Raw genomic sequence first — 22,152 nt, forward strand, 5'->3', positions numbered from 1 at the left:
CGAGATCGGCGCTCTGGAGCGCGGTCTCCCAAATAGCCGCGCCTTTTCCCGTCAGCAGTAGATGCTCCACCCCTCCCGGCCACTCCTGGCAATAGACTCGAGACATTATGCGGCCTCTTTTGATATCCTCGAGACAATGATAGTGAGCTTCTCCACCTACCGCCAGTCTCTCATGCAGCATCCCGAGGCAGCCGCTTATTCTCCTACGATCGTTGACCGAGAGGGATCAAGAAGAACAGCCCATGTAAATCATTATCAATATACAGCCCGGATAGCAGCGGAAGTAATTGACATTGTTTCCGGTCCTCCTGCTCATTTTCGTCCCCTATAACTTCAGGGTAAACGAGGGCCGGGTTTTCCTGTCTGGCTCACTCCAACTCTTCCTGGGTGACTATGTATTCTGGCCCATAGGGGCCTTTCCTCATGGTAGCTCTAAACTTCTACCTGCATTAGGTTAGGGTACATCATCAGCAAATCATCGGCCATCCGGTGCTCATAATCCCACAACTGGCCGTTATATTTCTGTGCCACCGCCCTTAGGTCAGGCAGGGCAAAGAAGTTAAACACGGCTCGCGGGAGGTCAGTTAAGGAGATTTGCGGTGCACCCAGGATCTCCGCCGCGAACAGCTGCAGCATAATCCGGGCCTGGTCCTCACCAACCGGCAATCTCCTGTACAAGACCAGCCGGCCGTCCAGCCTGGCCGCCACGCCGAAGTGTTCGAGGGTCTGGATAAAGGCCCTGGCAGAACGGAGCACCACGTCTCGTTCACCAAAGCTTTCCACCATCTTTGCCTTAAGGAATCCCATCTTGATTTCGCAGCCATAATCATAAAGCCGGAAAATGTGGTCGGATATCCTTCTTAATACCTCGGTTCGGGCCACCAAGTAAAAAAGGTAAACCGGTGTCATGAAGGCCAGGCCGTGCTGCAGGCTCAAATCCTTTAATAGCAGGTTGCGCCTCACCCTGGTCTTGTTTTGGTCGTCGCGCAAGAAGCAGCGAAAGAGGACGGTACGGACCTTGCGCTTGCCTTCCCGGCCGGTCAATTCCCGTACTATCTGCTCAAAGGGGGCATTTAGCTCCGTCAGTCGCTGGCCCGGGCTGGCCAGGAGCAAGCTTTCGTATATCCAGTTCGGCCTGAGCGGCCGGTCAAAGCCAATTACAGTGTTTCTCATCAATTGCTTTCCTCCCACCAAAAGACCGGGCGGATACCCGTACCCTTTCACGAATTCATACCTGCACTTCGATGAAGGGGACAATCACTTCTTCTATGTGGATGCCGCCGTGGCTGATCGCCGCCTCCCCCTCTGGCGCAAACATCTCCCGGCCGGGCGGAAAGACGGCCACCGCATCTCCAAAGAGATGGCTGTTTTCGTATACCAGCACGCTCTTTCTCGCCGCAAAATCTTCTGCCAAGAGCTTGTTAGGAAACAGCAGCACCCGCCTGGCCTTCTCTTCCACCAGCCACCTGCTGGCCTGGTGGCCGTTACCCCGACACCACACAGAGCCGTGATCCGAAGCGAGGTAAACCTGGTAGCCCTCCTCCAGCAGCCTCTGCACGGTCTCGGCAAACCCAGAGCCGTCCAGGTGTACAATCAGGCTTTTCTCCATCGTCTCCTTGCTATCCTGCACGTTCACGGTGGCGTGGGCCAGATCGTCCACCAGGTTACAGGACAGGGCGAGGTAGTCAAAATCCAGGTATTCGTGCCGCCACCTGAGGTCTATATTCATGAACGTCCCGGCCCGCCGGCGCTTCCCTTCCGGCCATTTCTGCCGGACAAACTGCAAAAAGCCCCTTTCTTCCTCCACGCGGTCTCCGGAGGTAGGCAGGCCACAAAACAGGGCGCGCCGTGAGGTCCGGGTCAGGGTGGGTAGCAGGGCGAAAACAGCCGTGACGTTAAAGCTGTCTATCCCGCGGCTGGCCAAATATTGCTTCACGCAGCACCATTCCTGAAACCCCATGCCATCCATGCAGATCAAGACCTTTTTAACAGCCGGCTGGTAGGCCAGGAAGGGCAGCACCTTATCAACGGTGGCCGGCCTAGTGAGATAGCTTTCGTAGAAGAGCTCATGGTAACTACTCAGGATATATTCAGTAAACGCTCCACTGATCTTCTGGTCCAAAGCATAAATCTCCGGTGGTTTCATCCCCGCCTGGCAGTAGCAATAGGATAACTCTCCCCACAGGGGGGCTACGGCCCGCCAGTCGACCGGGAGGCGCGCCAAGAGTTCCTCGATCTCCCGGACCAAGGTCTGGCAGCGACTTTTTATTTCGTCTTCCCCTTCCTGGCCAAGTCTGGCCGCGGCGGCCGGGGGGAACCCATCGCGGCTCACGTCTACCGTCGACCCGCCCAGCCACCCGGCCAGCACTTCTTTGGTTTCCTCCAGGCCCAATGGCTGGAGCGCATCCTCCATTTTCCTATAAGCCTCAAAGACCCGCTGGTAGTGCTCTAATGGCAAACCTTTAAGCGCGGACGGGTGAAATTTGGGAAAAATCTCCCTGAGCTGCCAGGAAACCATGTCCGACCTGGTCTCCACATCGTATGGTAGGTGGCCGTGCCCCGGGTGCTTAAAAATAAGCATGCGCTGGCCGGCATTCTCCTTGAGGAAACGCCGCAAAGGCAGCTCCCCCTTGTAGTCGTGAAGGGCAAAACTATCCGCCAGCGCCGCCCGCAGCTCCGGCAACCGACCGAGGCGGTCATGGTCAATGACCACGATCACGTCGTGGTAGGATCGTTTTATCTTATTGACAAGCTTTGCGTACCACTTCTCGTCCATTACGCAAACTCCACGTAGGCAACTTGCTCTAGGCTTAGGCTGGGCACCAGTTGCCGGCGACGCATCCACTCCTGCCGCCTGGCCTTCCGATCCTCTTCCAGCTCTTTTTTCTTGGCTGCGTGGATATTGTCCACGGCGATCCTCTCGATGGCGAGCTCCCGGTCCCGGTAGTATTTCTCAAACTTTTCCTCTTCATCCCGCAGCCTATTCTCCAAACGTTCCTTTGCCTGAAAGAACAGGACCTCTGCTTCCTGCTGCACTGCCCCCCGGGCCAGTTGCCAGGCCTCCTTTAGATCGTAGGGCATATCTCCGGCTACCAGGTCGGTGCAGTTAGGCTGCTCACAATCCCGAAAATAACGGGATATCCTACCGTTCACCCGCCCCCTGCCCCCGGCAAAGCTCACGTAACAGGGCACCAGATGGTGCACGGCAGGGTCCAGGTAGTTGGTGAGAGTCAGCCGGTAGATAAACAAAAACCCCTTTTCCCCGCTGAACTTGCTCTCGCGTACCAGCAGCCTGGCCGTCGTATCCTCCCGCAAGGCATCCCCCAGGTCAGATAACAGTTCCACTATATAGGGGTGCTGGAAACTCAAAAGTTCGCTCTCCTCATTGTCCAGGGCGTATTTCTGCTGGAAGATCACGTTGTGCAGGCGCCTGCCGTTCCTGGGGTCCTGGAAGTGATAAACGCCTTCCCTCTGTTTGTACGGGTGCAGGCTGGCGCCGTAAACCTGCAGGTATTGCTCTACCAGCCTTTGCGCCCGCTCGGCTCTCTTCTCCAAATTTCGCTGCGACGTCACGGCATATTCCTCGGCCAAATTGGAGATAGGCAGGGCCAGTCTCTCTTCCTCAACGATTGCCCGGGCCCGCTCGAAAATCTGCCGGGACACCGCCTCCAGGTCGGCTGCCTCGAGGCCTTGTTTGAGCAAGGCCTCGATATACACCTTCTCAAAATTGAACTCGTCCTGCAAGACACCTATAATGTCGGCCAGTTTGTCTTCGCCGGCGCAAAATTCCCTGCGGATGATATCCAGCTTGTTTTCGATTACCTCTCGCACCCGGTTTTCTACCGTGTCCGCCAGTTGTAAATTGATCACCTTCACATCATGTTCCTGGCCGATGCGGTCAATACGACCGATACGCTGCTCCAGGCGCATGGGATTCCAGGGCAAGTCGTAGTTGATCAAGATATGGCAAAACTGCAGGTTTATGCCCTCGCCGCCGGCGTCGGTAGAGATGAGGACCTCCGCCTCGCGGCGGAAGCGTTCCACCTGGGCAATCCGCTCAGCGGTGGACATGCTGCCGTTGATGAGCGCCGTACGGTAGCCCAGGCTAGCCAGGCGCTCCTGCAGGTAGGCCTGCGTCTCGATGAACTCGGTAAAGATGATAAATTTCAGGCGGGGATTGTTTTCCTGGATTCTCAGCTCATTTATAATGTCCAGCAGCCGGGTAAACTTGACGTCATTGCGGCCGGCTGTAGCCTGTTCCGCCAGGGCCAGGCATTTTCTCAGGGCCGCGATCTCGGCCGCCAAGGCGGCCGGGACGATGCCGGCCCACCGGGTAGCGCCAGCCCGCGTGAGTTCGGCCAACTGTTCCTCCGCCGTCAGTTCCTGCAGGTCGTCCCAGTCGAGTTCTTCCCAGTCACCTCCCGGCCCCTGGCCGGCCGCGCGGCGGCGCAGCTCCTCCAGGGCCGCCAGGCGGGCAGATAAGGACTTCCGGATGGCGCGGGAGCTGCTGCTCACCATGCGCTGGTAAATGAGCAGCAGGAACATCATGGTGCGGTTATTCTGCTGCCGGGCCAGTTCGTAGAAGGTGGTTACATAATCGGTCACCGACCGGTAGAGGTCCAGCTCCACCTTGTCCGCCACCTCATCCCGGTGGATCAGACACAGGGTGGCCACCCGCTGCTTGAAGAGGCGGTTTCCGTGGAAATCAACCACCGCCCGCTTATTGTTGCGCACCGTTACCTTCTTGACGTCTTCAGCCGTCACCTGGCCGTCTCCGGAGAATAAATAGGGGTCAATGAGCCGGAGCAGGTTACGGAACTTGTAATGGTCCCCCTGATGTGGGGTGGCGCTAAGCAGAAGCACTATGGGCGCCGCCTCGGCCAGGGCCAGGCCTGCCTTATAGCGGGCCGTTTCCTCGCCGGTCATGTCCTTGGTCAGCTTGTGGGCCTCGTCAAAGATTACCACGTCGAACCCGGCGGCGGCGGCTGCCTCACTGACATGCTGGTTGTGCCACCGGCGGGCCCGGGCCGCGCGTTCGTCCAGGTCGCCGGTAATCCGTTTGGGCTTGAGGAAGTCCAGGGAGGTAATCACCCGGTCGGCCAGGGTCCAGACGTTGGTCATCTCCCCGTGCAATTGCTTCAGGGAACGGACGGTGCTGCGGTCGTAAATAACGAAGTCCTCGCCGAACTTGGTTTTCATTTCCTCCCGCCATTGGAGGCAAAGCCCTGAAGGCGCCACTACCAACACCCTTTTTACCATGCCTCTGGCCTTCAGTTCCTCATAGATCAGGGCAGCCTCGATGGTCTTGCCCAGGCCGACCTCGTCGGCGATCAGGGCCCGGGGCTTGAACTGATCGAGGACGAAGCTTACCGCCAGGAGCTGGTGGGGCAGGGGGATAATCTTGAAGCCCCCGGCGGCCAAGAGGCCCTCCCCGGAGTTCTCTGCCCGGATCTCGCCCACCAGCCAGCGCAGCCGGAAGCGGGAAGCGGTTGAAAAGCTGCCTGCTTCCGTCTTGGCCAGCGGGTCCTGGACTGGACTCAGGTCGGCCAGGGGGAGGGTGAGCCGCTCTCTTGTCTTTTCGAAGAAAACGTCCGCGTAGGTCTGGCCGAAAAACTCCTCGCTCCCCAGGACCACGCCCGTCCCTTTTTCCGGATAGGCGGTGCTGCGCACCTGCGCCCCGGGCTGCATCTATTGTTCCTCTCCCGTTTTCAGCTTGGCGATTTCCACAAAGTCGTTGATCTCGCCGTTTGTCTCCAGGAAGTCCTGGTCCAGTTTCCTGGCCACGGCCAGGATGTCCTGGTAGCGCTTCTCCCGGTAGGCCCTGGTAAAGCCGAAGATAAGCGCTTCCTTGCGCACCCCCTTTAGCCTTTTGCCTCCGCTGCCGGCCTCGGCCAGGAAGCGGTCGAAGGCCCTGGCCAGCTCCCTTTCTCGCTGGGCCTCGATGGCCTCCTTCTCCTGCTCGGTCTGCGGGCGGCGGTAGCGGCCGTTCTCCAGGACAAAGTTGTTATCCAGAAGCTCCCTCAACTCCGGGATGGCGTCGTCGCTCTGCACCAGGGCCCGGCTGTAGGCGGTGTAGATGTCGGTATAGGTCCGGGGTGTCTCCAGGAAGTTATAAAGCCAGGCCAGGGCCGAGCGCTCGTCGCTCACAAAGAGGATCTGCTGGCCGGACTGCAACTCCTTGATGCCATCCAGCCTCTGCCTTCTCTTCCATTCCTCGTATTCCAAAACCTGCCCGTCGGTGAACCAGTAGCCGTCGATGAGTTTGAAGTTGTCCTTGAGCAGGGTGTAGAACTGCCTGGCGTCCAGGCGGATCTCGTAGCCCCGCTGCACGTAATAGGCCAGCAGCTTGGAGTAGAGCATCTTCTCGGTGCGGCCCACGTTGGGCGCCACGGGGAGGTGCTCCAAGAGGTCGGCCACGAACTCCCGCTCCAGGCCGGTCCCGGCCCGGCGCAGGAAGTTCTCCTCCATCTGTTTCTTCGGCTTGTAGGCGTTGATGATCAGGTCGTTCTTCACCGCGCCGGCGGAAGTGACCTGCTTAAAAGTGCCCTGCTTCCTGTCCATGACCGTCACCTGGGCAACGACGAAGCCGGCCCTCGTGATGGCCTCCTGGATGGCGTTCCACACTGCGGCCTTCGAGTTGTGGAAGACCACGGTCATCCAGCGATTGGGCTTGAGGATGCGGTACATCTCCTTAAAGCAGGAGGTCATGAGCTCCTTGTACTCGGGCAGGCCCTTGCCCTGGGTGTCGTTGATGATGGCCTCGGGCTTGTTGTTGGTAAATACCCTCAGCCAGGCTTCCCAGAGGAAGTTGAGCTCGGAGTACATCAGGTTAGAGCCAAAGGGCGGGTCGGTGAAGATGTAGTCAATGCTACATTCAGGTAATTCGGTTCTCTCCGTTGAACCAGTAAATACAATGTGCCTCGTCTTTTTATCCCGCTTTTGCAAATACGACCCAATGTCGGCTATTCGATAACTGATCATCTCCAAGACCGAATACTCGATTCGATTTGATGGAACGTAAAGCGTCCCTGCCAGCACTCCAGCAGTCTTGGAAAGATTGGTGTTCAACCTGCTGACTGCAATCTTATGCATTTTGCTCGCCCTTGGGAGCTGATCCCCAACAAGGCAGAGTAATTGACCCTCCATTAGTGACGTTCTTAGAACAACTTGTAGGCAAGCAAGTACCCACAAATTCCTCTTGGTGTAGAAATGGTGCACGTGTGTAAGGCCTATTCCATCGTTTCGACGCGATTCATCCCCCTCCGGCATTCGGTCCGTCGGGAACCAGTTGGGGATGGCGCTCTCCTCGATCCTACGAATCAGGTCCAGGTCGAACTGGTCCGGCTTCTTTTCAAGCCGCTTCTTGCCCACAGTGTAGTTGATCAGCACCGGCACCTGCTTGGCCTGGATAACCTCCTGGGCGATGGCCTGGTCATAAAAGGTCACCCAGGCCCGCTTGCATTCGCGCTTGGACACCTGGGCGCCGCAGGTGGGGCAGGGGTATTCTTCCAATACTTTCCCCCTGGCCTTGTCCACGGCGGCCTCCCAGAAGACGTACTCATTTCCACAGTAAGGGCAGATGAAGACGTCGGACCAGACGGTATAGTTGATCCGCCCCTTGGTGCGGCCGTCGGTGTGGAGGGTCTCATACATCCAGCCGCATTCTTTTTCCACCTCGGCCAGGATCCTCTTGGCCTCCCGCTCGAACTCGGCCACGTCCACCGGGGTGTTGTAATTATAGGCGATGAAGGTGGCGGCCGGCGAGAGGTCGCAGAGGATGGCCCGCCGGCCCAGGAGCTGCGCCGCCACGCCGGTCATGCCGCTGCCGCAGAAGCCGTCAAAGACGATATCGCCCGGCTCGGTGTAGTGCTCGATGTATTTCATGATGGTCTTGTGGGGCACTTTGGTATGGTAGGAGTGGGCGTTGTAAACGGGGTCGTTCTTCCCCTCGGTCACGTCGGCCACAAAGGGCGGGCGCTGGTAGGTTTCGGTGGCCTCGTCGTAGGGTTTGCCGTAGCGCCTGATGAACTCGCCCAGGTAGGGGTTGGGGCAGGCGGTATAGTAGGGCGGGTCGGAGAGGGTCAGGATATCCTCGTCCCGGCCCAGGGGAAAGCCCTCCACCTGGCGCACCGTGTCCAGCAGCTCGGAAAGGGGACGGCAGGAGCGGGCGAAGTCGTCGTCCCGCTCCGGCGCTGGATCCCTTTGCGCTTCAAACAGCTTCCTGGTTACGTAGTCCATGCCTTTACCTCCATTTTCGCCAATCAAGCTTCCCCGCCGGCCAGCTTGAGGCGCACCTTGTCCAAATCGTGGCCGGCCACCAGCTTCTGCTTCCAGGCATTCAGCCTCCGCTCGAAGGTGAAGTAGTCCATGACCCGGGCGCCGGCAAACACCGCTTCCAAAAGCTCCTTGGGGCTGACTTCCACCGAAACGAGCTCCTTGAAAAGGTTGTTCAGGGCCACCACCAGACCCTCGGTAACCACCGGCGGCAGTTTCCCGGCCTTCACTAGCTGCAGAATCGCTTCCCTTTCCCCGGCCTCCATGTAGTCCAGGTTATCCCGGTAGTTGCTCACCTCGGCAAGGATGGTTTTCTCCCAATCCCGCCAGATGCCCTCCACCTGGTCCTCCAGGGAAGCGATCCGCTGGCCGATGTTTCCGCCGCTGAGACCCTTGGGGAAGTTGCAGCGCGGGCACAACGGGCTTTTCTCGATGAGTTCCACCTTGAACCCGTCGCAGCGCTGGCCTTTCAGCACCGAGATTTCGTTTTCCACCCTGGCGAGGGGGTACTTATTCAAAACGGTCACGTTCTTCAGCAGGAGCAGGTTCTGCCAGGTCTGGCCAGCGGTTAGGTCCTGGAGTTTGTTCCAGCCAACCCTTTCACCCACAGACCTTTCGTGGGCCGCGAAGTAGGCGGCCAGGTATTTCTGGCGGACCTGCTGCAGCTTGCCCAAAAGCGGCAGCAGCTCGGCCCGGTTCACCAGGCGGCCGGCGTCGGCCAGGATGGCGAAGGATTCCTGGAGGAATTCCTTCAGCCCGTCGGCAAGAAATAGGCCGGGGTGGTCCTCAACGACTTTCTTGACCTCCCGGGCGTACTCTACCTCCTTCTCCAGCCGTTCCGTATAAGTCTTGTAGAAGTGGTTCAGGTCCTGGAGGGTTCTGTAGGCTTCGCCGATCTTGCGGATGGTGGCCTCGTCGTACACGACTTTCTTGAAATCGCTGGGCGTCTTCACCTGCTCAAAGCTGGCCAGGGGGATGTCCGAAAGGCACTGGTGATACCGCCTCAAGCCGTCAACGTCAACCAGCCCGGCGGCATTCAAGGCCATGGTTTCGAGCCTCTTGTGAACAAAGTCCACCTGTTCCTTGATCTCCAGGTAGCGGGTGCGGAAGTCCTGCACCGCCTCGCCGCGCCTGGCGGTTACGCGCATCTTCGCCACCGTGCTGGGATCCATGCCGAGGGCTAGCATCAGGTTGATCACCGGTTGCGGGTTGAAGTCGCTTTCTATGGCCAGATACTTGATACTTTCGAAGGCCTCCAGGCCTGCCCCGAAGGTATCGTACACCTCGGAGGAGCTGACCAGCTTGCCTCCGGCGGCCCTGAGGACGATCTCGCCATTGTAGGTCAATATGATGATGACGAAGGCGGTCATCCACCGGTCGTAGCCGTAGGGTCGCTCACGAAAGCGGTTGACGATGTCCTCTACCGCCACGACCTTTCCTGCGCCGGCCCTGGCCGTTTCCAGGATCCCGGCGGCCACCTCGGAAGTGGCGGTGGAGAGGTTACCCTGGGCATCCAGCAGGTCCAGGGCATTAAGAATGGATTTGGTGCCGGAAAAGACGGACTGGACGTTGCCCTTGCCAAGTAGCTCCTTGATAGCCGCGCCGAATTCACCCCTGATATTGTCACGGGTGATACGCTGGGTGAATCTAGGGTGCTTGGGGTATTTCTGGCTAAAGTAGTCCTCGAACAGCCGCGGCTTGATCTCACTGAAGAACTCGTCGAAATTGCTGAACTCCCGGGCGATCAATGCCTTGATGCTCTTTTGGGCCTTGCCGGTGTCCACCCGGCCGGTTTCCAGCCAGGCCCGCACGAACATTCCCACAAACTCTTTCTTCAACGTGGCATATTTTTTCTCCATGACGCTGCGCTGGTAGTTTTCCCTAGCCAGGAGGTGGGCGGCGGCGGCCAGCTTCAGCTGCTCCACGGCATCGGTAGGTAGAGTGCCGCTGATTACCGCACAATTCTCTGCTGGCGGGTAGCGGTTCCCGGCGCAAAAAGGAGAAACGAAAACGATCTGGTAGTCGCCGTCGGCCTGGACCAACTCGCCCTTGCCGGTCTCGTAGATAAAGGTGCCTTCCCGGAAGGAGCGACGGCTGGCCCATTCGCAACTGTCCCGAAAAGCATAACGCGCCGCGCCCTCTTCCAGAAGAAGCTGCTCCTTCAAGATGGATAGGATCTCCTCGTCCAGGCTGCCTTCCGGCAGGTTTTCGGCCCGCCGCCGGATCACCTGGTCGTAATCAACGGTCAGGTTGAGATCCAGGAAATAGTAACCATCCGGGGTCACGTTGATGAATTGCCCGTCGGTAACCTTGCGGAAGTCGTTCAACACCAGGGAAATCTCGTCGGGGGCTTCCATCAATCTGTTGCCGGGCAGAATGAGAAGGGTATTGGCCAGCTCCTCGGCGGTGGCCCCGTTGCTGATACTCTTGCCGTACAGCCGGAGCACGGCTAGGGCCTTGATGATCTTGCGGGCCGTGTCCTGGTGGCGAGGGTCCAAAAGGTCCACCTTGCTCTCCAGGGTCTGGATAGCGTTGACCACCGGGGATACAGTTTCCAGGTTCTTGACGGTGTGCTTGGAAGCGATTTCGTCATAAATCCGGTCGTAGGTGATCAAGAAGGGAAAGTCGCGGTCCAGTATTTGTTCTACTTCCTGGATGGTAAACTGGATCACGCCACGTTTTTCAAAATAGGGTAGCTCGCTGAAAACCTGGATTACGTAGGGGTGGAGGGGAAAAAGGTCAATATACTCATCCAGGCCGGCCTGCAGGTGCGGGAAATAGCGAAGGTACTCCTTGAACAGCTCCGCCAGCCGCAACCTCTGTTCGGCCGTCTTGTTAAGGACCCGCCTGGCAATCACCCGCTTGATATCTTCGCGCTTAATGGTGATGACCTGAAACCGCTCTGCCACCCGGCCGAAGCTTTCCGCCTCGTCCACATACTTGGGGTTGGTAAAAATGTGCTCCTGCATGGCGCCGATAAACATGAAGTCAGACATCTGGGCTACCTGACCCAGCACGCGCAGGAACTGGACATCCTGATTGAGCTTCTCCTTGGTCTTTTGCTTTAGGAAGTCGGAAATCTCGTCTATTACCACCACGAGGCACCGGGTGGGATGGCCCTCTTTTACTTTTTCCAGCACCTGCAGGATGGTCTTTTTGTGGTCGATTACGCCGGAAGTGGGCAGGTTTATCGAGAGGCCGTACTTCTCTCCCAGTTGGGTTTCCAGTTGATCGTAGAAATACTCGCTCAAACTTACATCATTCGGCTGCAGCTCCCAATTGACGACCGTAAAATCCCGCTCCAGGACTTCAACGGCCTCCTTCACCAGCTCGCTTTGCACGTACCTAGCCAGCCCGGGTTCGGTCAGCAGGGAGATAATGAAGGCCAAAAGGTGCGACTTGCCGGAACCGTAGCCGCCTATGATCTGGGCGGCTTTATGCGTGCTGGAATTAAGGTCTTGGAACAGGTGAACCAGGTATTCTTCCAGGGATGGGGAAATGACATAGTTCTCCACCATTGCCTTTTTGTCGGCTATGGCGTCTATATCAATTACTTCCTTGATCCTTTCAAAGTTGAAGAACTCGCCTACCTTAGCCATCAATATCCTCCATTCTGGCGTGGATTACCTCGCTCACATCCATCTCCGCGTAGTCAGGCCGCCCGTACTGGGAATACTGGATGCGGTTACCGGCCAGACGACCCTCCAGGAGCACGATAACCTCTTTCTCCCGGGACTTATATTTGAACGCGCCCACCGGGTTAAGCCTGCCCAGTTCCGGAGAGTACAGAATGCTGGTATTGTAAAGAATAAGCCGATCGGGCAGGGAATGGAACCATTCTTTCAGCTTGCCACCAATCCGCACTTTCATCTTATTTTCGGGGATTCCTTCAATAAGCTTGAGCACGGCATCGGTCACATCAACGGCGGTCCAGCCTTCCTCTTGTAAGGGGCTAATGATTTTTTCCGGCTGGCGCCCGTTGTCCACGATCACCAGCATCTTGTAGTAGTTAGTCTGCATCTGCCTGATCAGGTCTCGTAGTTTCACCAGCATCCCCCCATCTCAAGAAATTAGTTCTCAACTATTTGATCACTTGCATTTTCTTCAGTTCTAGGATACGATAACTTTGCCTTTCACAGTAAATGTAATATTCCCCTGCAAGCCTTGTACCCCCCACCAAGGTTAAGCCGGGCAGTCTCATAATGTACATGCACAGTCAAATGCGAGTTTGCTTTGGGCGGTTCTTATACTCGTAAATTAGTACCGCGCCCTGCGCCGGGCGCAGAGTAATTGAGGCAACCACTCTGCAGCTTGATGGTACTCTAAAGGCCTATCCAAAGCAACCCAGATCCACCCTTGATTTGTTCTATCCAATCCACCCAAGGCTTTTTCAGCCGGCTCAGTTAACTCGGGTTTCATAGCCTCATGTCCCTTTTAACTTGCTCCCAGGGCCTGGTTTTCCCTGGGCTATGACCTTCTCGCCCTCAGCAATAGCCTTTTATTCTCCTCGGTCAAAGGTTCATCTTGACCATAGGGGGCTCTTCCTCGGTAGTTCTTCAATCAGCTGGGAGATTCCTTCTTGGGTATGCCCAAAATCTGTTTGCCTCCTTTTGACCGATTGTCCGCCGTTGTGGAGGCTCTTTTGCAATCTACTTGAGAAGATCATCCAGATTAATCCTCTGGATAAGGACTTTCAAACCACCTGGCGTATCTCCTGTGTCGAGAATACACTTCCAGAAGTCATAAGGTATGAAAAAAGAAAAAACGTCTTTTCGACCGTACTGTAAGAGACTGGTTTTTCGGTAGCCTTACCGCCAAATTCTACATAGTCCCTAAACTTATTATCCGCACTATGAACGACGCTAGTGTGCACGTCATCAAGAATGTACCGTTTGACTTCGCGGTACTGCCCCTTAAAAAATCTAAAAGATCCCGCTCCGAGAAGTCCAAATCTTCATCGGTTTGCCCAGTGCTGCTCCGGAACTCGTCTACTTTCTCCCAGTAAACTTGACTCCCGAGATACCTTTGAACAAATCGATCGAAAGCAACCTGATACAGCACTATACCAGCCCGAGTATTGGTTTCGAGTAATACATCAAGATCGGGATTGAGGAACACACGAACCGGGAACTGCCGTACGCCGAGGAGCATCTGGGCAACTATCTTGTGCTGCCCATCGAAAACCCTAGGACACAAGTAGCCGTCTTCTATCGAACTCCAGGCCAGAGTTATGTGAAGCTATGGCCGACCAGCCAAGAACTCTTCAATTAGGCCGCGGACCCGGTCTCCCACTGCTCGTGAATTAATTCGCTCATCATGGTATAGGTGCTCTATTGGTAAGACGAGGGAAATATGGCTTGCCTCCGCCAAACTGTCCTTGTTTACCCTATAAGCTTCTAGGTGTCCATGAAAACGGGGCAGGCCCAAAACCGTAAACTGGGTGACGGCCAGTCGTCGTTTTCAGGGTTATCAAAGTCGATTACGTTTACCTGGATGCTGACAATACTTCCATCGGGCCGGCGGTACTCGGCAGAGACTCCGTTCACAATCATCTGGTGGATGGCGCGGTTATGGGCAACGAGGGTCGGGCCATCGCTGCGTGTTAATCTACGAAAGGCCTCCTCTAGTGCCTCGGCAGGAACATCTGGATTAAGTCCCGCCAGGGCTTGGCGCAGGCGCCCTCCTAACACTACTTGCCCATAGTCATTGCGTTCGGCTTCGGGGTCGCCAGGGGCGATGGAAGGCCCGAATCTAACTGCATAGCCCAGACTCTCGAACCAGGCTAGGGCGACTTGTTCCACAGTAGATTCCAAAAACAGAGTCATGCTTTCGAGCCTCCGCTATATTTATTTATCAGCTTGACCATTTGGTCGAAGTGGCTAGTGTCGACAGCTTTAATCAATTCCATAACATCCTTTGCGATAGAAGGACCCTCTCCAAGGATCACCGGGTCCTGATCTATGTCATCTATTACATTCAAGTGCGAATGAGCATCGCAGAATCTACAGATCCTTGCTTTCTTGGCCGGGTCAACCATTTCTTCAGGAATCAATTCCAGTTTGTCATAGAGCGACACACCACCTGGAGCCCTAAACTCGAGAAATGCCTCCAGAAGCCTACGTGCCACATTTGGCAAGTTATGGTATTGAGCGAGTCCGTTATTGCCGCTACCCGTAGATGCTTCGTAAACCAAGGAGAATAGATAATGATATTCAGACTCAAAATCCTTTAGTAGTGGATCTAACGGAAAGAGTCTGGATTTCCGGACACCATCCTCCGTTGTTGCTTCCAACATGTAGTATCTAACGAGGTCTTTGTCTTTCGGTTGCTTTTTCGCAATCCAGTCAAACCAACGCTTGACCGCTCGAAAAAACAGGAAGTTGTGGGTAAGCACAAATAGCTGCCCTGTATTCTTAAGGCGGCTTTTCATGAATCCAAATGCACAATAAAGGAAATTGGAATCAAGACTTGAAACAGGGTCGTCCACAACCACTATCCCGTCACCCTTGTTGAAGTCCTTGTCCTCAAGTGTTTTCAGAAAATAGAGAAATGCTATGGCTGTCTGTTCTCCTTCCGATAATGACTCTGCTAGGGTCCCGTTTCTCATAATCCGGTAACCCGTTTCGGAGACTTCTAACTGGATTTCGCTGTGTCCAAGATAGCTGGCCAAGTCTTGATTTAGTTCTTCCACAGGACGTCGGTGTTCTGTGAGGCTACGCTCCAGCTCACGTTGACGGTGCTGTAAATAGTCGAGTAGGGCTTTCGCCTCAGCTATTTTACTATCAAGAGCCGCGATTTCGTCCTTTAGTCTTGTGTAATCCGGCAGCCGTTCCGCAACAATAGATGTCTCAATCTGTTTCTTCGCGTCTCTTACTCGTTCTTCGTGGTTTTCCACCCTCTCGTTGTGTTCTTTGATGATCTCGTTAATCTTCTGAACTGCTTCGTCTCCAAAATCGACTGGTAGGATTTGATTGTCATACCTTTCAAAGGGGTCGCTCTTCTTGGTCTCCAGAACGGACTGTATGCTCATGAGAGTTTCTAGGTACTTCTTCAGCATGTCACCCAATTTCAGCCAGCAATCACGGTAGTGCTGTTGCAGATCTGGATAGAACTTCGCCTCGTCCGGTAACTGAAGCGATTGGGCTTCGTCTATGCTCTTTCTAACTTTTTGTATGAGCAGCTCTATATCCCGGACTAGCCTACTATATTGGTCACTGAAATGACCTTCGAGAGTCCTAATACGTTCCTCCGGTAATTGTTGATTACAGAATAAACATTTCTCAGCACTATGCTTTCGATGTAGCTCCAAACCATCTCGAACCCAGTTATTTACATCAGGCCGGGCCTTCAGGTCCTCAATCACCCTACCTGTGATAGACAATCCACACAGCGAGCGTGCCTCCTCGGCCAACCGCCTTGCGGCCTCGAAGGAAAACTTAACTAGCTGGATATTAGATCGGCGTTCAGCCCCAATAAAGACTAACAGCTCAGAGAACTTCGCGCCATCAAGAATTAATTCATACTGATCCCGTCCCAATAATAAATCGGCAGCGCGCTTGAATTGCGGGCGCTCATAGTTTGCATAGTCATCTTGACCAGGCCCTCTAAGAGTGTCGCGAATGTATCGCGCTGAATCGGAACAAAAACGGTCAAGTTCCTTCTCCTTCTCTCTCCTCCTGTTCTCGAGGTCGCGAAGGTCGCCTTCTTTCTTCGTAACTTCGCCCTTGAGCCTATCTAACTCCTGTTGCGCTTCCCTACTCTTCTCACCCAAGACAAAAATCGGCCCAAGTTCGCCCTGTGTACCGAAAACGTTCTTGTTAACAAAGTCACGGTTGAACACTCTGACCTGTAATCGCTGAGACCACTCGGGAAAATCCTCGTCGCTCACTCGCTCTCCGTTAGACAGTTCCAATATAGCAGTTCCAGCATCTAGTTTACGTCCTGATTGCAAAGCAGCAAACACATTGGATATCAGCGTTTTTCCGCTACCGTTCCAGCCATAGATCAGGTTATACCGGGCAAATAGAGGTAGGTGATCCGTCCAAGTGAAATCTCGGAATACCCCGAGTCCTCTAATACTTAGCTTTGTTATACTCCGGTTCATACGTTCCCTCCCAGAAACTTTTCTATATTCTTCACGCGCAGTTCACCGGAGATGAGCTTCGGCAGCAACGTATCGCGGATGGCGGCTAGGGTCTTGGCGTGATCAGTGCTAACCCTTAGTCGCTCAAATGCCAGAGCCATGTGTTGTGAAAATATGTTACACACTGACATGGATGGTAGCAGGAACGGGATAGCCTTCATGTTCTGCTGATTGAGTTTTGGCTGTACGGCGCCGGTGACGAACGGCTGAATGTTGATCTGCTTGAGAAACAAATATAGGTATTCATTGCAGATTCCGTTCCGTCCTCTAAGGACGTGTGCATGGTTGTTAACCCAAAATCTACCCCATACATACTGAACAAATGGAAAGCCGTTGTCGTCAACTACTGAACCGTCTTCGCCCAAGAGAACGTGTACGCCCTCGAAAAGATAGTCATCAACGTAATCGAGAACACCGGCGGCTCCGTAATAGGGATAACGCCCTTGTCGCTCCGCTCGCTGTCGAGACGAAAGTGGCACGCGCCGCGAGTCAAGTATTTCCACGACATTATCCAACGTGACTGCCCTCCACCCCTTGGGAATCCATCCCAACTCGCTCTCCTCAAACTCATCGGGGAATAACCTTGCCAGATGCCCCGGTAGCCCGGCGGGACGCTCCTCGGCGCGGGCAAGGACTTCACGGCGGCGAGCGGCCTTTTCTTGCAGGTCATCTGGGATTGGCTTGCCAGCCTTGAATGCGTTGTCAATTGCCGGGTCGAAACCCACGAAACACGACTTGGGGATGGCCCGTGCGATTGCCTCCAGCATCTCGTTTATACGCCGGTTGAGCTCGATCTTGTCGTCGAGGGTGCCTAGGATATGGGCGATGGCGCGCTGCTCTCGAATATTTGCTGGATACTCAACTTGGACCTTCAGAAGCTCCGATTGCCGAATTCCTTACGCAGCCGTTCCAGTTGCCCGAGCATGCAATTCATGCTACCCCTTCGGTGATCTGAGATAGTAGTATAAATACGAGGATGTACTTTCTGTTCGTCAGCTCTTAGGGCAAATAACCTTACAATGACAGTTAATCTATCCCGTAGACTTAAGCGCGTTTACAAATCGGATATTTCCAGCGGCCGGGCTGACAACGCAGCAAAACCAGCTGGATGCCCACCCTTATTCGGAGAGACTTCCAGGCAGAACCAGATAGGCTCATGGGTGTACTAAAACTCCAACCAAGCCTTCAGCCTCTGAGTGTTTACGTAAGTCAATGAACATATCAATCCCGTCTACGTGACGTATGCATAACCTTTCCCGGACTATCCCCGGAAATGCGCTTCTTCCAAACCTGTCAAATATATCCTTTATTCATACAACCTGGTAATACATACCATCATCCCTTAGTTATCATTATTTTTCCACATATCCTCGATTTTCCCTGCTTGAGGAATAGATCATTTGCTTTATTACTGGCACGACTCACCCCTGTACCAATAATCACCTTTTCTTCATCCTACGATTCCGCTATAGAATTCTGCTTTTGACAGACTTAATGGCTTCTGGAATTTAGGATCTTATTAGGATTCTGGCACACAATGAGTATTGGTACGTAGGAAATTTCGCGAGGGTACTACCCACCTTTCTATGAACCGATCAATTCCGTTCCATGCCCCACCCCTCCCTTGGGGCGGCGATACTTAGCCCATTGGAAGGGTGATGCCCACGGCGGATGCTTCCTTGACCTATTATCAAGGATTCAGATTCATGAGCTTTAGCCTACATTCTCCTGGCAGCTATTACAATCGCAGCTTACATAGCCGCGATTTTTCATTTTCTCTGTGGAAGGAGGGTTAGTGATGTCTCTACTTTACCTTGCCCTGTACAGACTATCGAGAGGCAATCTCACAGGGGCCGCCCAGGCTATCCAACAAGTCTGCGAACGGAGGGCCTCTTACGGCCTATGCCGTACATCTTGCAAGAAGTGCCGCCTGGAGCAGGCAAGGCAAACGCTCCTTGCCGGCAATGCCAAGAAGATAAGACAAGCCATACTCTCATAAGAGAGTGTCACCCACCTAAGGGCGAGCTGGGTGGCATCAAGTTACTGCCAAATTCAAGAAAGAGGTGATATAATATAAGAGAGGTGATGGCCATGAGTATTGCGGAAATCGAGGAATTGCTCTTCAGAATCTACAAGCTACCCGCAGAACATCAACTCATGATAATAAATAAGATCAAGGAGAGATTGGAAGTGAACGAAATTCAGAAGGCTAATGCCGTTGTGGTCAAGCAGGCGCTACGAGAAACAGCCGGGGCCTGGACAGATGAAAACCATCCAGATCTAACTTCGATCGAGGATATTCATAGGTGGTTAGAGGAGATACGACGCCCTACAAATGAGCGTATGGAAGGGAGATACAAGGACTTATCATGAAAAGAATCCTTGTGGACTCTGATGTCCTGATCGGGGTCCTCAGAAATAACGAAAGGGCGATCACACTTCTTGATACCTTGTCAGAAGATAGCTTGGTAGCATGCTCAGCTCTAACGGTACTTGAAATACAATTGGGGGTCCGCAAGGGCGAGGAAGAAAAGACAAACCAACTACTTGATACACTGAATATCGTTGCCCTTGGAGAGGCTGAAGCCAATCTAGCTGGAAAGATAATAAGGGAAAACCGGTGGAAAGGGATAACAGTGGATTTTACAGATGCAGGAATCGCGGCAACGTGCTTGCTCCACGGCTATGAACTCTTGACCTTCAATATAAGACATTTTCAACCGCTGGGGGTACCGCTCCTTTCATAAACTGATTAGATCTCAGGCTTCTGATCACAAAATCCCCCAGCTTGGGCTTGCTTTTTCATACATAGATAACATTAATTCTATTAAAGCCTCACATCTCAGGGTGGGGCCTTAATCATATTCATTGCAGGGAGGAAGATGAAAGGGTCCACCCACCTTCCTTGCCGTCTGGAGACTTCCTCCATAAAGTCAAGTTACTTTATGTCTACAGCGGCCCTGAGAATCGCAGCGAATCTATATCGGAATAGCCCTGCTCGCATAGACGGGATCAAATAAGGGCCATAGGCCATGAGAACGGGGCGATAGTTATGGTAGGTCGGAGGCCAACCTTGCGATCCAGCGATGCCATTGACTATCCTTAATATTCGCGTCCAGTAAGATGGCAGGATCATAGCCTACACCGGTCAGAAGAGATGGCGAGACTAAGAAAGGCTGTGTGGACCCTTCACGCTCCCGCCCGATTATCCTTTTCTTTTTCGGGGATATACTCCAGCAAGTCCCCGGGTTGGCAGTTTAGGGCGGCGCAAAGCTTGTCCAGATGGTCCATCTCCAGACGCTTTATGGTCTCATGGTACAGCGCAGAAATAGTAGCTGGGCGAATACCTGTTTTCACAGACAAGTCCTTCTGGCTCATCTTATACTTGCCGAGCATATCAGATACCTTAATCTTGATAGCCACGCTATTAACTCCCTCCAGCAGCATTATAACACTAGGAGTAAGCGCATTTCAAGCTGGAGGAGAATAATTACTCATGGCGTATTGACATATCAGTATATGGGTATATAATCACTGTAGGAGTAAACATGGTTAACTCTTGGCGGGGTGAAGGGCCAAAGGAGTGTGCCGTACGTGGAACTTAAACACGTTATTCAAACAGCTCTTTCCATGTGCAAGGTTGATCATGACGGCCTGGAGTCTATGAGCCAAGTAATCGAAGAATGGATTTTGGCAAACTATATCCTCACACCAAAAGAGGAGCCAGATTTATCGAGGAAATTAGATCGCCTGCAGTCGTCTATACTGAAAGGAGAAGAGCCCGAGCAGGAACTCGCGGCGGCCATAAATGAAGTAGATGAAGGTCGATACTTTGAGCACCTCACCTTTGAGGATGCCGAGGCATGGGAGCGGCTGCGGAGGAAGGCAAGTTACCTTCAGGAGCTTTTACATAAGCTAAAGCATCGGCGAACTATAAGACGGTTACAGGATGAACTGCAGAAGTTAATCTCACCTGAAGCGTGGGAGGTGTACCTGAGAATCGAGGAGGAAGTAAACGCCGAGATATGGAGATTGCAGCAAGAGGGTGCCACCCGCTAAGATGAACACCCTCTAGCAGGGCAAAAAGCCATAATCAACCTTCACCCTGCCATGCCAATTATATCATGAGAATTACGGGGTGTAAATCGAGGATAGGCTATGCCGCTTCCTCGAGAAGGTCGAGAGGTTCCCGACCATTGATGAGAATGAACCACCATTATATCTTCTTTCGAATGAGTACCCGGAGGCGAAGTAGGCCTTAAAAGTAAAGGCCTCCAGAAAGGAAATTCCTCCGGGGGCGCACGCTTCTCGCGCGTTTGCCCCCCTGGACGAAGCCCGGCAGGCTTGAAGGTGTGTTTAAAAAGTTACCACCCGGTCAGACCATATGACCAAATTAACAAGATCCTGCATCGTAGAGAGAGGGCATAGCTCATTGGGGTTCTTTTGTCTTAGCTTAAGGCATGAGCCGCAAGCAAGAATATCCCCACCAGCGTCCAGAAAAGCCAGCATCTGTTCACGGACCCTAAACTTTTCGTGGGTGATCTCTTCGCATTCGACGCCTTCGCCGAGCAGAAATGTCTTTACTTCGTGACCATCCTTCAATGCTTTCTCCCCAAATCTGAAGGCGTTCCAGGCTTTTTCGGGGTCCTTTGTTTGAATGACCATGCCGATCTTCATTGTCTTTTTACCTCCGTTCTTTCTTACCAACTTGCAATAGCTTTTGTGTAGCAGAGAGAGTCTCCGTAAGCCTTTCCAGCATTACTTCCCGCATCAAATCGCAGGCCTGGATGATCTTAGGGTTGGCAATCCTGTAGAAGACATTCAGTCCTTCCTTGCGGGATGTGACAACCCCCTTCTCCCGTAGAATCGCGAGATGCTGGGAAACATTGCCCTTACTTGCGCCCATCCGGGAAGCCAGTTCGTCGACATGCATTTCGCCTTCTCTGAGCAAATTAATAATCTGGATGCGTCTGGGGCTTGCCAGGGCTTTACACACACCCGCATGGAGTTCAGCGAGCATGTTCTCAACATCCATCTGGGGATAACACCTCATCAGTTTATTATTTTCTAAACTAGTTATCTATAAGTTTAAAAATAAGTTTCTTGACGATCACTATACACCTGACTTCGGGAACTGTCAAGGGTTTTCGCAAAATAGAATGGCAATATTGGGATGATATTGGAATTCAAGGCTTATACTTTATCTAACCACCACTCGTAAAAAATCCTCACCATGCATAACCCCACGAGTCTGTCGGTCAAGTCGTTACCTGAGCGCACCAATATCCGTCCCATTCCCCGTCATACTACAGGGTGGTAAGTACACAGGTACCCGCTAAACCTGCGCAAAACGCTCAAAGCAACATGATAGCAGGTAGGAAGAGGCCACCCCTGCACCATAGAAGCTTTTTAAAATAAACCAGCGGGGATGTTTGACGCTTCTCAAAGATTTTGGGTAAATGCGCGGAGGCCGTCCCTCCTCTGTGGTTTCCGCAGGATAAGAGAGAGTATCCTGTCAAAACTGCCAAAACTCTTTTTTGTTCGCAGCACATACACCTCCCCGTCCGCCCGGAACACGGCCTTAGCCTCCAGGGATTGTAGGGGCCATATCCCCTCCGTCATGGTGTTTAATAGCTCGCCCAATGCGGAATGACCTATCCAGCCTTGGAAAATGTTCCAATACTTAACCATTTCCTTCAGCCAATATATACCGCTCCTCTTCAGCTAATGTCGGC

18 protein-coding genes are annotated in these 22,152 nt (G+C 53.6%); 4 read left to right on the forward strand and 14 right to left on the reverse strand.

What is annotated here, in order from left to right; translation table 11 throughout:
• Window positions 1–432: 432 nt before the first annotated feature.
• The 10 genes from HPY52_14820 to HPY52_14865 form a co-directional block, all read right to left on the reverse strand.
• Entirely contained in the window at window positions 433–1,173 is a 741-nt protein-coding gene (locus HPY52_14820) for a hypothetical protein (GenBank protein ID NPV81509.1), read from the reverse strand.
• Between the two features lie 55 nt (window positions 1,174–1,228).
• Window positions 1,229–2,776, reverse strand: a complete 1,548-nt coding sequence (locus HPY52_14825) for a PglZ domain-containing protein (protein ID NPV81510.1) — start codon at window positions 2,774–2,776, stop codon at window positions 1,229–1,231.
• The gene (locus HPY52_14830) at window positions 2,776–5,688 is read right to left on the reverse strand and encodes a DEAD/DEAH box helicase (GenBank protein NPV81511.1); all 2,913 of its coding nucleotides are present in this window, start codon (window positions 5,686–5,688) and stop codon (window positions 2,776–2,778) included. Before HPY52_14830 ends, HPY52_14825 begins: the two co-directional genes overlap by 1 nt.
• Window positions 5,689–8,238 carry a DNA methylase gene (locus tag HPY52_14835; GenBank protein ID NPV81512.1) on the reverse strand — a complete coding sequence of 850 codons (2,550 nt, stop codon included), beginning with the start codon at window positions 8,236–8,238 and terminating at the stop codon, window positions 5,689–5,691.
• Window positions 8,239–8,261: 23 nt separating this feature from the next.
• Entirely contained in the window at window positions 8,262–11,873 is a 3,612-nt protein-coding gene (locus HPY52_14840; protein ID NPV81513.1) for a hypothetical protein, read from the reverse strand.
• Complete coding sequence (gene brxF, locus HPY52_14845; protein ID NPV81514.1) at window positions 11,866–12,321, reverse strand: BREX-3 system P-loop-containing protein BrxF; 456 nt, start codon at window positions 12,319–12,321, stop codon at window positions 11,866–11,868. Before brxF ends, HPY52_14840 begins: the two co-directional genes overlap by 8 nt.
• A gap of 1,349 nt (window positions 12,322–13,670) precedes the next feature.
• Window positions 13,671–14,099 carry a hypothetical protein gene (locus HPY52_14850; protein ID NPV81515.1) on the reverse strand — a complete coding sequence of 143 codons (429 nt, stop codon included), beginning with the start codon at window positions 14,097–14,099 and terminating at the stop codon, window positions 13,671–13,673.
• Window positions 14,096–16,378, reverse strand: coding sequence for an AAA family ATPase (locus tag HPY52_14855; protein ID NPV81516.1), 2,283 nt, complete (start codon window positions 16,376–16,378; stop codon window positions 14,096–14,098). The genes HPY52_14850 and HPY52_14855 overlap by 4 nt, the downstream gene beginning before the upstream one ends.
• Window positions 16,375–17,184 carry a restriction endonuclease subunit S gene (locus HPY52_14860; protein ID NPV81517.1) on the reverse strand — a complete coding sequence of 270 codons (810 nt, stop codon included), beginning with the start codon at window positions 17,182–17,184 and terminating at the stop codon, window positions 16,375–16,377. Before HPY52_14860 ends, HPY52_14855 begins: the two co-directional genes overlap by 4 nt.
• A 946-nt stretch (window positions 17,185–18,130) precedes the next feature.
• Window positions 18,131–18,217 (reverse strand): TRASH domain-containing protein, encoded by an 87-nt coding sequence (locus HPY52_14865; protein ID NPV81518.1) that lies wholly within the window; start codon window positions 18,215–18,217, stop codon window positions 18,131–18,133.
• Here HPY52_14865 and HPY52_14870 point away from each other — a divergent pair.
• From HPY52_14870 to HPY52_14880, 3 genes are all read left to right on the forward strand, one after another.
• Window positions 18,216–18,416, forward strand: coding sequence for a hypothetical protein (locus tag HPY52_14870; protein ID NPV81519.1), 201 nt, complete (start codon window positions 18,216–18,218; stop codon window positions 18,414–18,416). The two genes, HPY52_14865 and HPY52_14870, sit on opposite strands and share 2 nt — an antisense overlap.
• Before the next feature lie 92 nt (window positions 18,417–18,508).
• Complete coding sequence (locus HPY52_14875; protein ID NPV81520.1) at window positions 18,509–18,790, forward strand: hypothetical protein; 282 nt, start codon at window positions 18,509–18,511, stop codon at window positions 18,788–18,790.
• Window positions 18,787–19,164: a PIN domain-containing protein gene (locus HPY52_14880; GenBank protein ID NPV81521.1), complete on the forward strand. Its 378-nt coding sequence runs from the start codon at window positions 18,787–18,789 to the stop codon at window positions 19,162–19,164. The genes HPY52_14875 and HPY52_14880 overlap by 4 nt, the downstream gene beginning before the upstream one ends.
• A 442-nt stretch (window positions 19,165–19,606) precedes the next feature.
• Here HPY52_14880 and HPY52_14885 read toward each other — a convergent pair whose 3' ends face one another.
• Window positions 19,607–19,864 carry a helix-turn-helix transcriptional regulator gene (locus tag HPY52_14885; GenBank protein NPV81522.1) on the reverse strand — a complete coding sequence of 86 codons (258 nt, stop codon included), beginning with the start codon at window positions 19,862–19,864 and terminating at the stop codon, window positions 19,607–19,609.
• A gap of 147 nt (window positions 19,865–20,011) precedes the next feature.
• Between HPY52_14885 and HPY52_14890 the strand changes: the two genes are divergently transcribed.
• Window positions 20,012–20,476 carry a hypothetical protein gene (locus HPY52_14890; GenBank protein NPV81523.1) on the forward strand — a complete coding sequence of 155 codons (465 nt, stop codon included), beginning with the start codon at window positions 20,012–20,014 and terminating at the stop codon, window positions 20,474–20,476.
• Window positions 20,477–20,773: 297 nt separating this feature from the next.
• On the opposite strand, the gene HPY52_14895 is transcribed toward HPY52_14890, so the two are convergent.
• The 3 genes from HPY52_14895 to HPY52_14905 all read right to left on the reverse strand — a co-directional run bounded on the left by HPY52_14895 (window position 20,774) and on the right by HPY52_14905 (window position 22,060).
• On the reverse strand, window positions 20,774–21,088 hold the full coding sequence (locus HPY52_14895; GenBank protein ID NPV81524.1) for a DsrE family protein: 315 nt from the start codon (window positions 21,086–21,088) through the stop codon (window positions 20,774–20,776).
• A gap of 13 nt (window positions 21,089–21,101) precedes the next feature.
• Complete coding sequence (locus HPY52_14900; protein NPV81525.1) at window positions 21,102–21,452, reverse strand: winged helix-turn-helix transcriptional regulator; 351 nt, start codon at window positions 21,450–21,452, stop codon at window positions 21,102–21,104.
• A 407-nt stretch (window positions 21,453–21,859) separates the two neighbouring features.
• Window positions 21,860–22,060 (reverse strand): hypothetical protein, encoded by a 201-nt coding sequence (locus HPY52_14905; GenBank protein ID NPV81526.1) that lies wholly within the window; start codon window positions 22,058–22,060, stop codon window positions 21,860–21,862.
• Window positions 22,061–22,152: the final 92 nt, after the last annotated feature.

The sequence above is a fragment of the Bacillota bacterium genome (assembly GCA_013178415.1).
Lineage (GTDB): Bacteria > Bacillota > SHA-98 > Ch115 > Ch115 > Ch115.

What these genes read in the sequence shown, in the direction of transcription:
- HPY52_14830 (NPV81511.1), bottom strand. Translation starts at nt 5,688, where the DNA reads ATGCAGCCCGGGGCGCAGGTGCGCAGCACCGCCTATCCGGAAAAAGGG.
- HPY52_14825 (NPV81510.1), bottom strand. Translation starts at nt 2,776, where the DNA reads ATGGACGAGAAGTGGTACGCAAAGCTTGTCAATAAGATAAAACGATCC.
- HPY52_14860 (NPV81517.1), bottom strand. Translation starts at nt 17,184, where the DNA reads ATGCTGGAGGCAATCGCACGGGCCATCCCCAAGTCGTGTTTCGTGGGT.
- HPY52_14820 (NPV81509.1), bottom strand. Translation starts at nt 1,173, where the DNA reads ATGAGAAACACTGTAATTGGCTTTGACCGGCCGCTCAGGCCGAACTGG.
- HPY52_14885 (NPV81522.1), bottom strand. Translation starts at nt 19,864, where the DNA reads ATGCTGCTGGAGGGAGTTAATAGCGTGGCTATCAAGATTAAGGTATCT.
- HPY52_14835 (NPV81512.1), bottom strand. Translation starts at nt 8,238, where the DNA reads ATGGACTACGTAACCAGGAAGCTGTTTGAAGCGCAAAGGGATCCAGCG.
- HPY52_14870 (NPV81519.1), top strand. Translation starts at nt 18,216, where the DNA reads ATGTCTCTACTTTACCTTGCCCTGTACAGACTATCGAGAGGCAATCTC.
- HPY52_14880 (NPV81521.1), top strand. Translation starts at nt 18,787, where the DNA reads ATGAAAAGAATCCTTGTGGACTCTGATGTCCTGATCGGGGTCCTCAGA.
- HPY52_14875 (NPV81520.1), top strand. Translation starts at nt 18,509, where the DNA reads ATGAGTATTGCGGAAATCGAGGAATTGCTCTTCAGAATCTACAAGCTA.
- HPY52_14855 (NPV81516.1), bottom strand. Translation starts at nt 16,378, where the DNA reads ATGAACCGGAGTATAACAAAGCTAAGTATTAGAGGACTCGGGGTATTC.
- HPY52_14850 (NPV81515.1), bottom strand. Translation starts at nt 14,099, where the DNA reads ATGACTCTGTTTTTGGAATCTACTGTGGAACAAGTCGCCCTAGCCTGG.
- HPY52_14840 (NPV81513.1), bottom strand. Translation starts at nt 11,873, where the DNA reads ATGGCTAAGGTAGGCGAGTTCTTCAACTTTGAAAGGATCAAGGAAGTA.
- HPY52_14900 (NPV81525.1), bottom strand. Translation starts at nt 21,452, where the DNA reads ATGGATGTTGAGAACATGCTCGCTGAACTCCATGCGGGTGTGTGTAAA.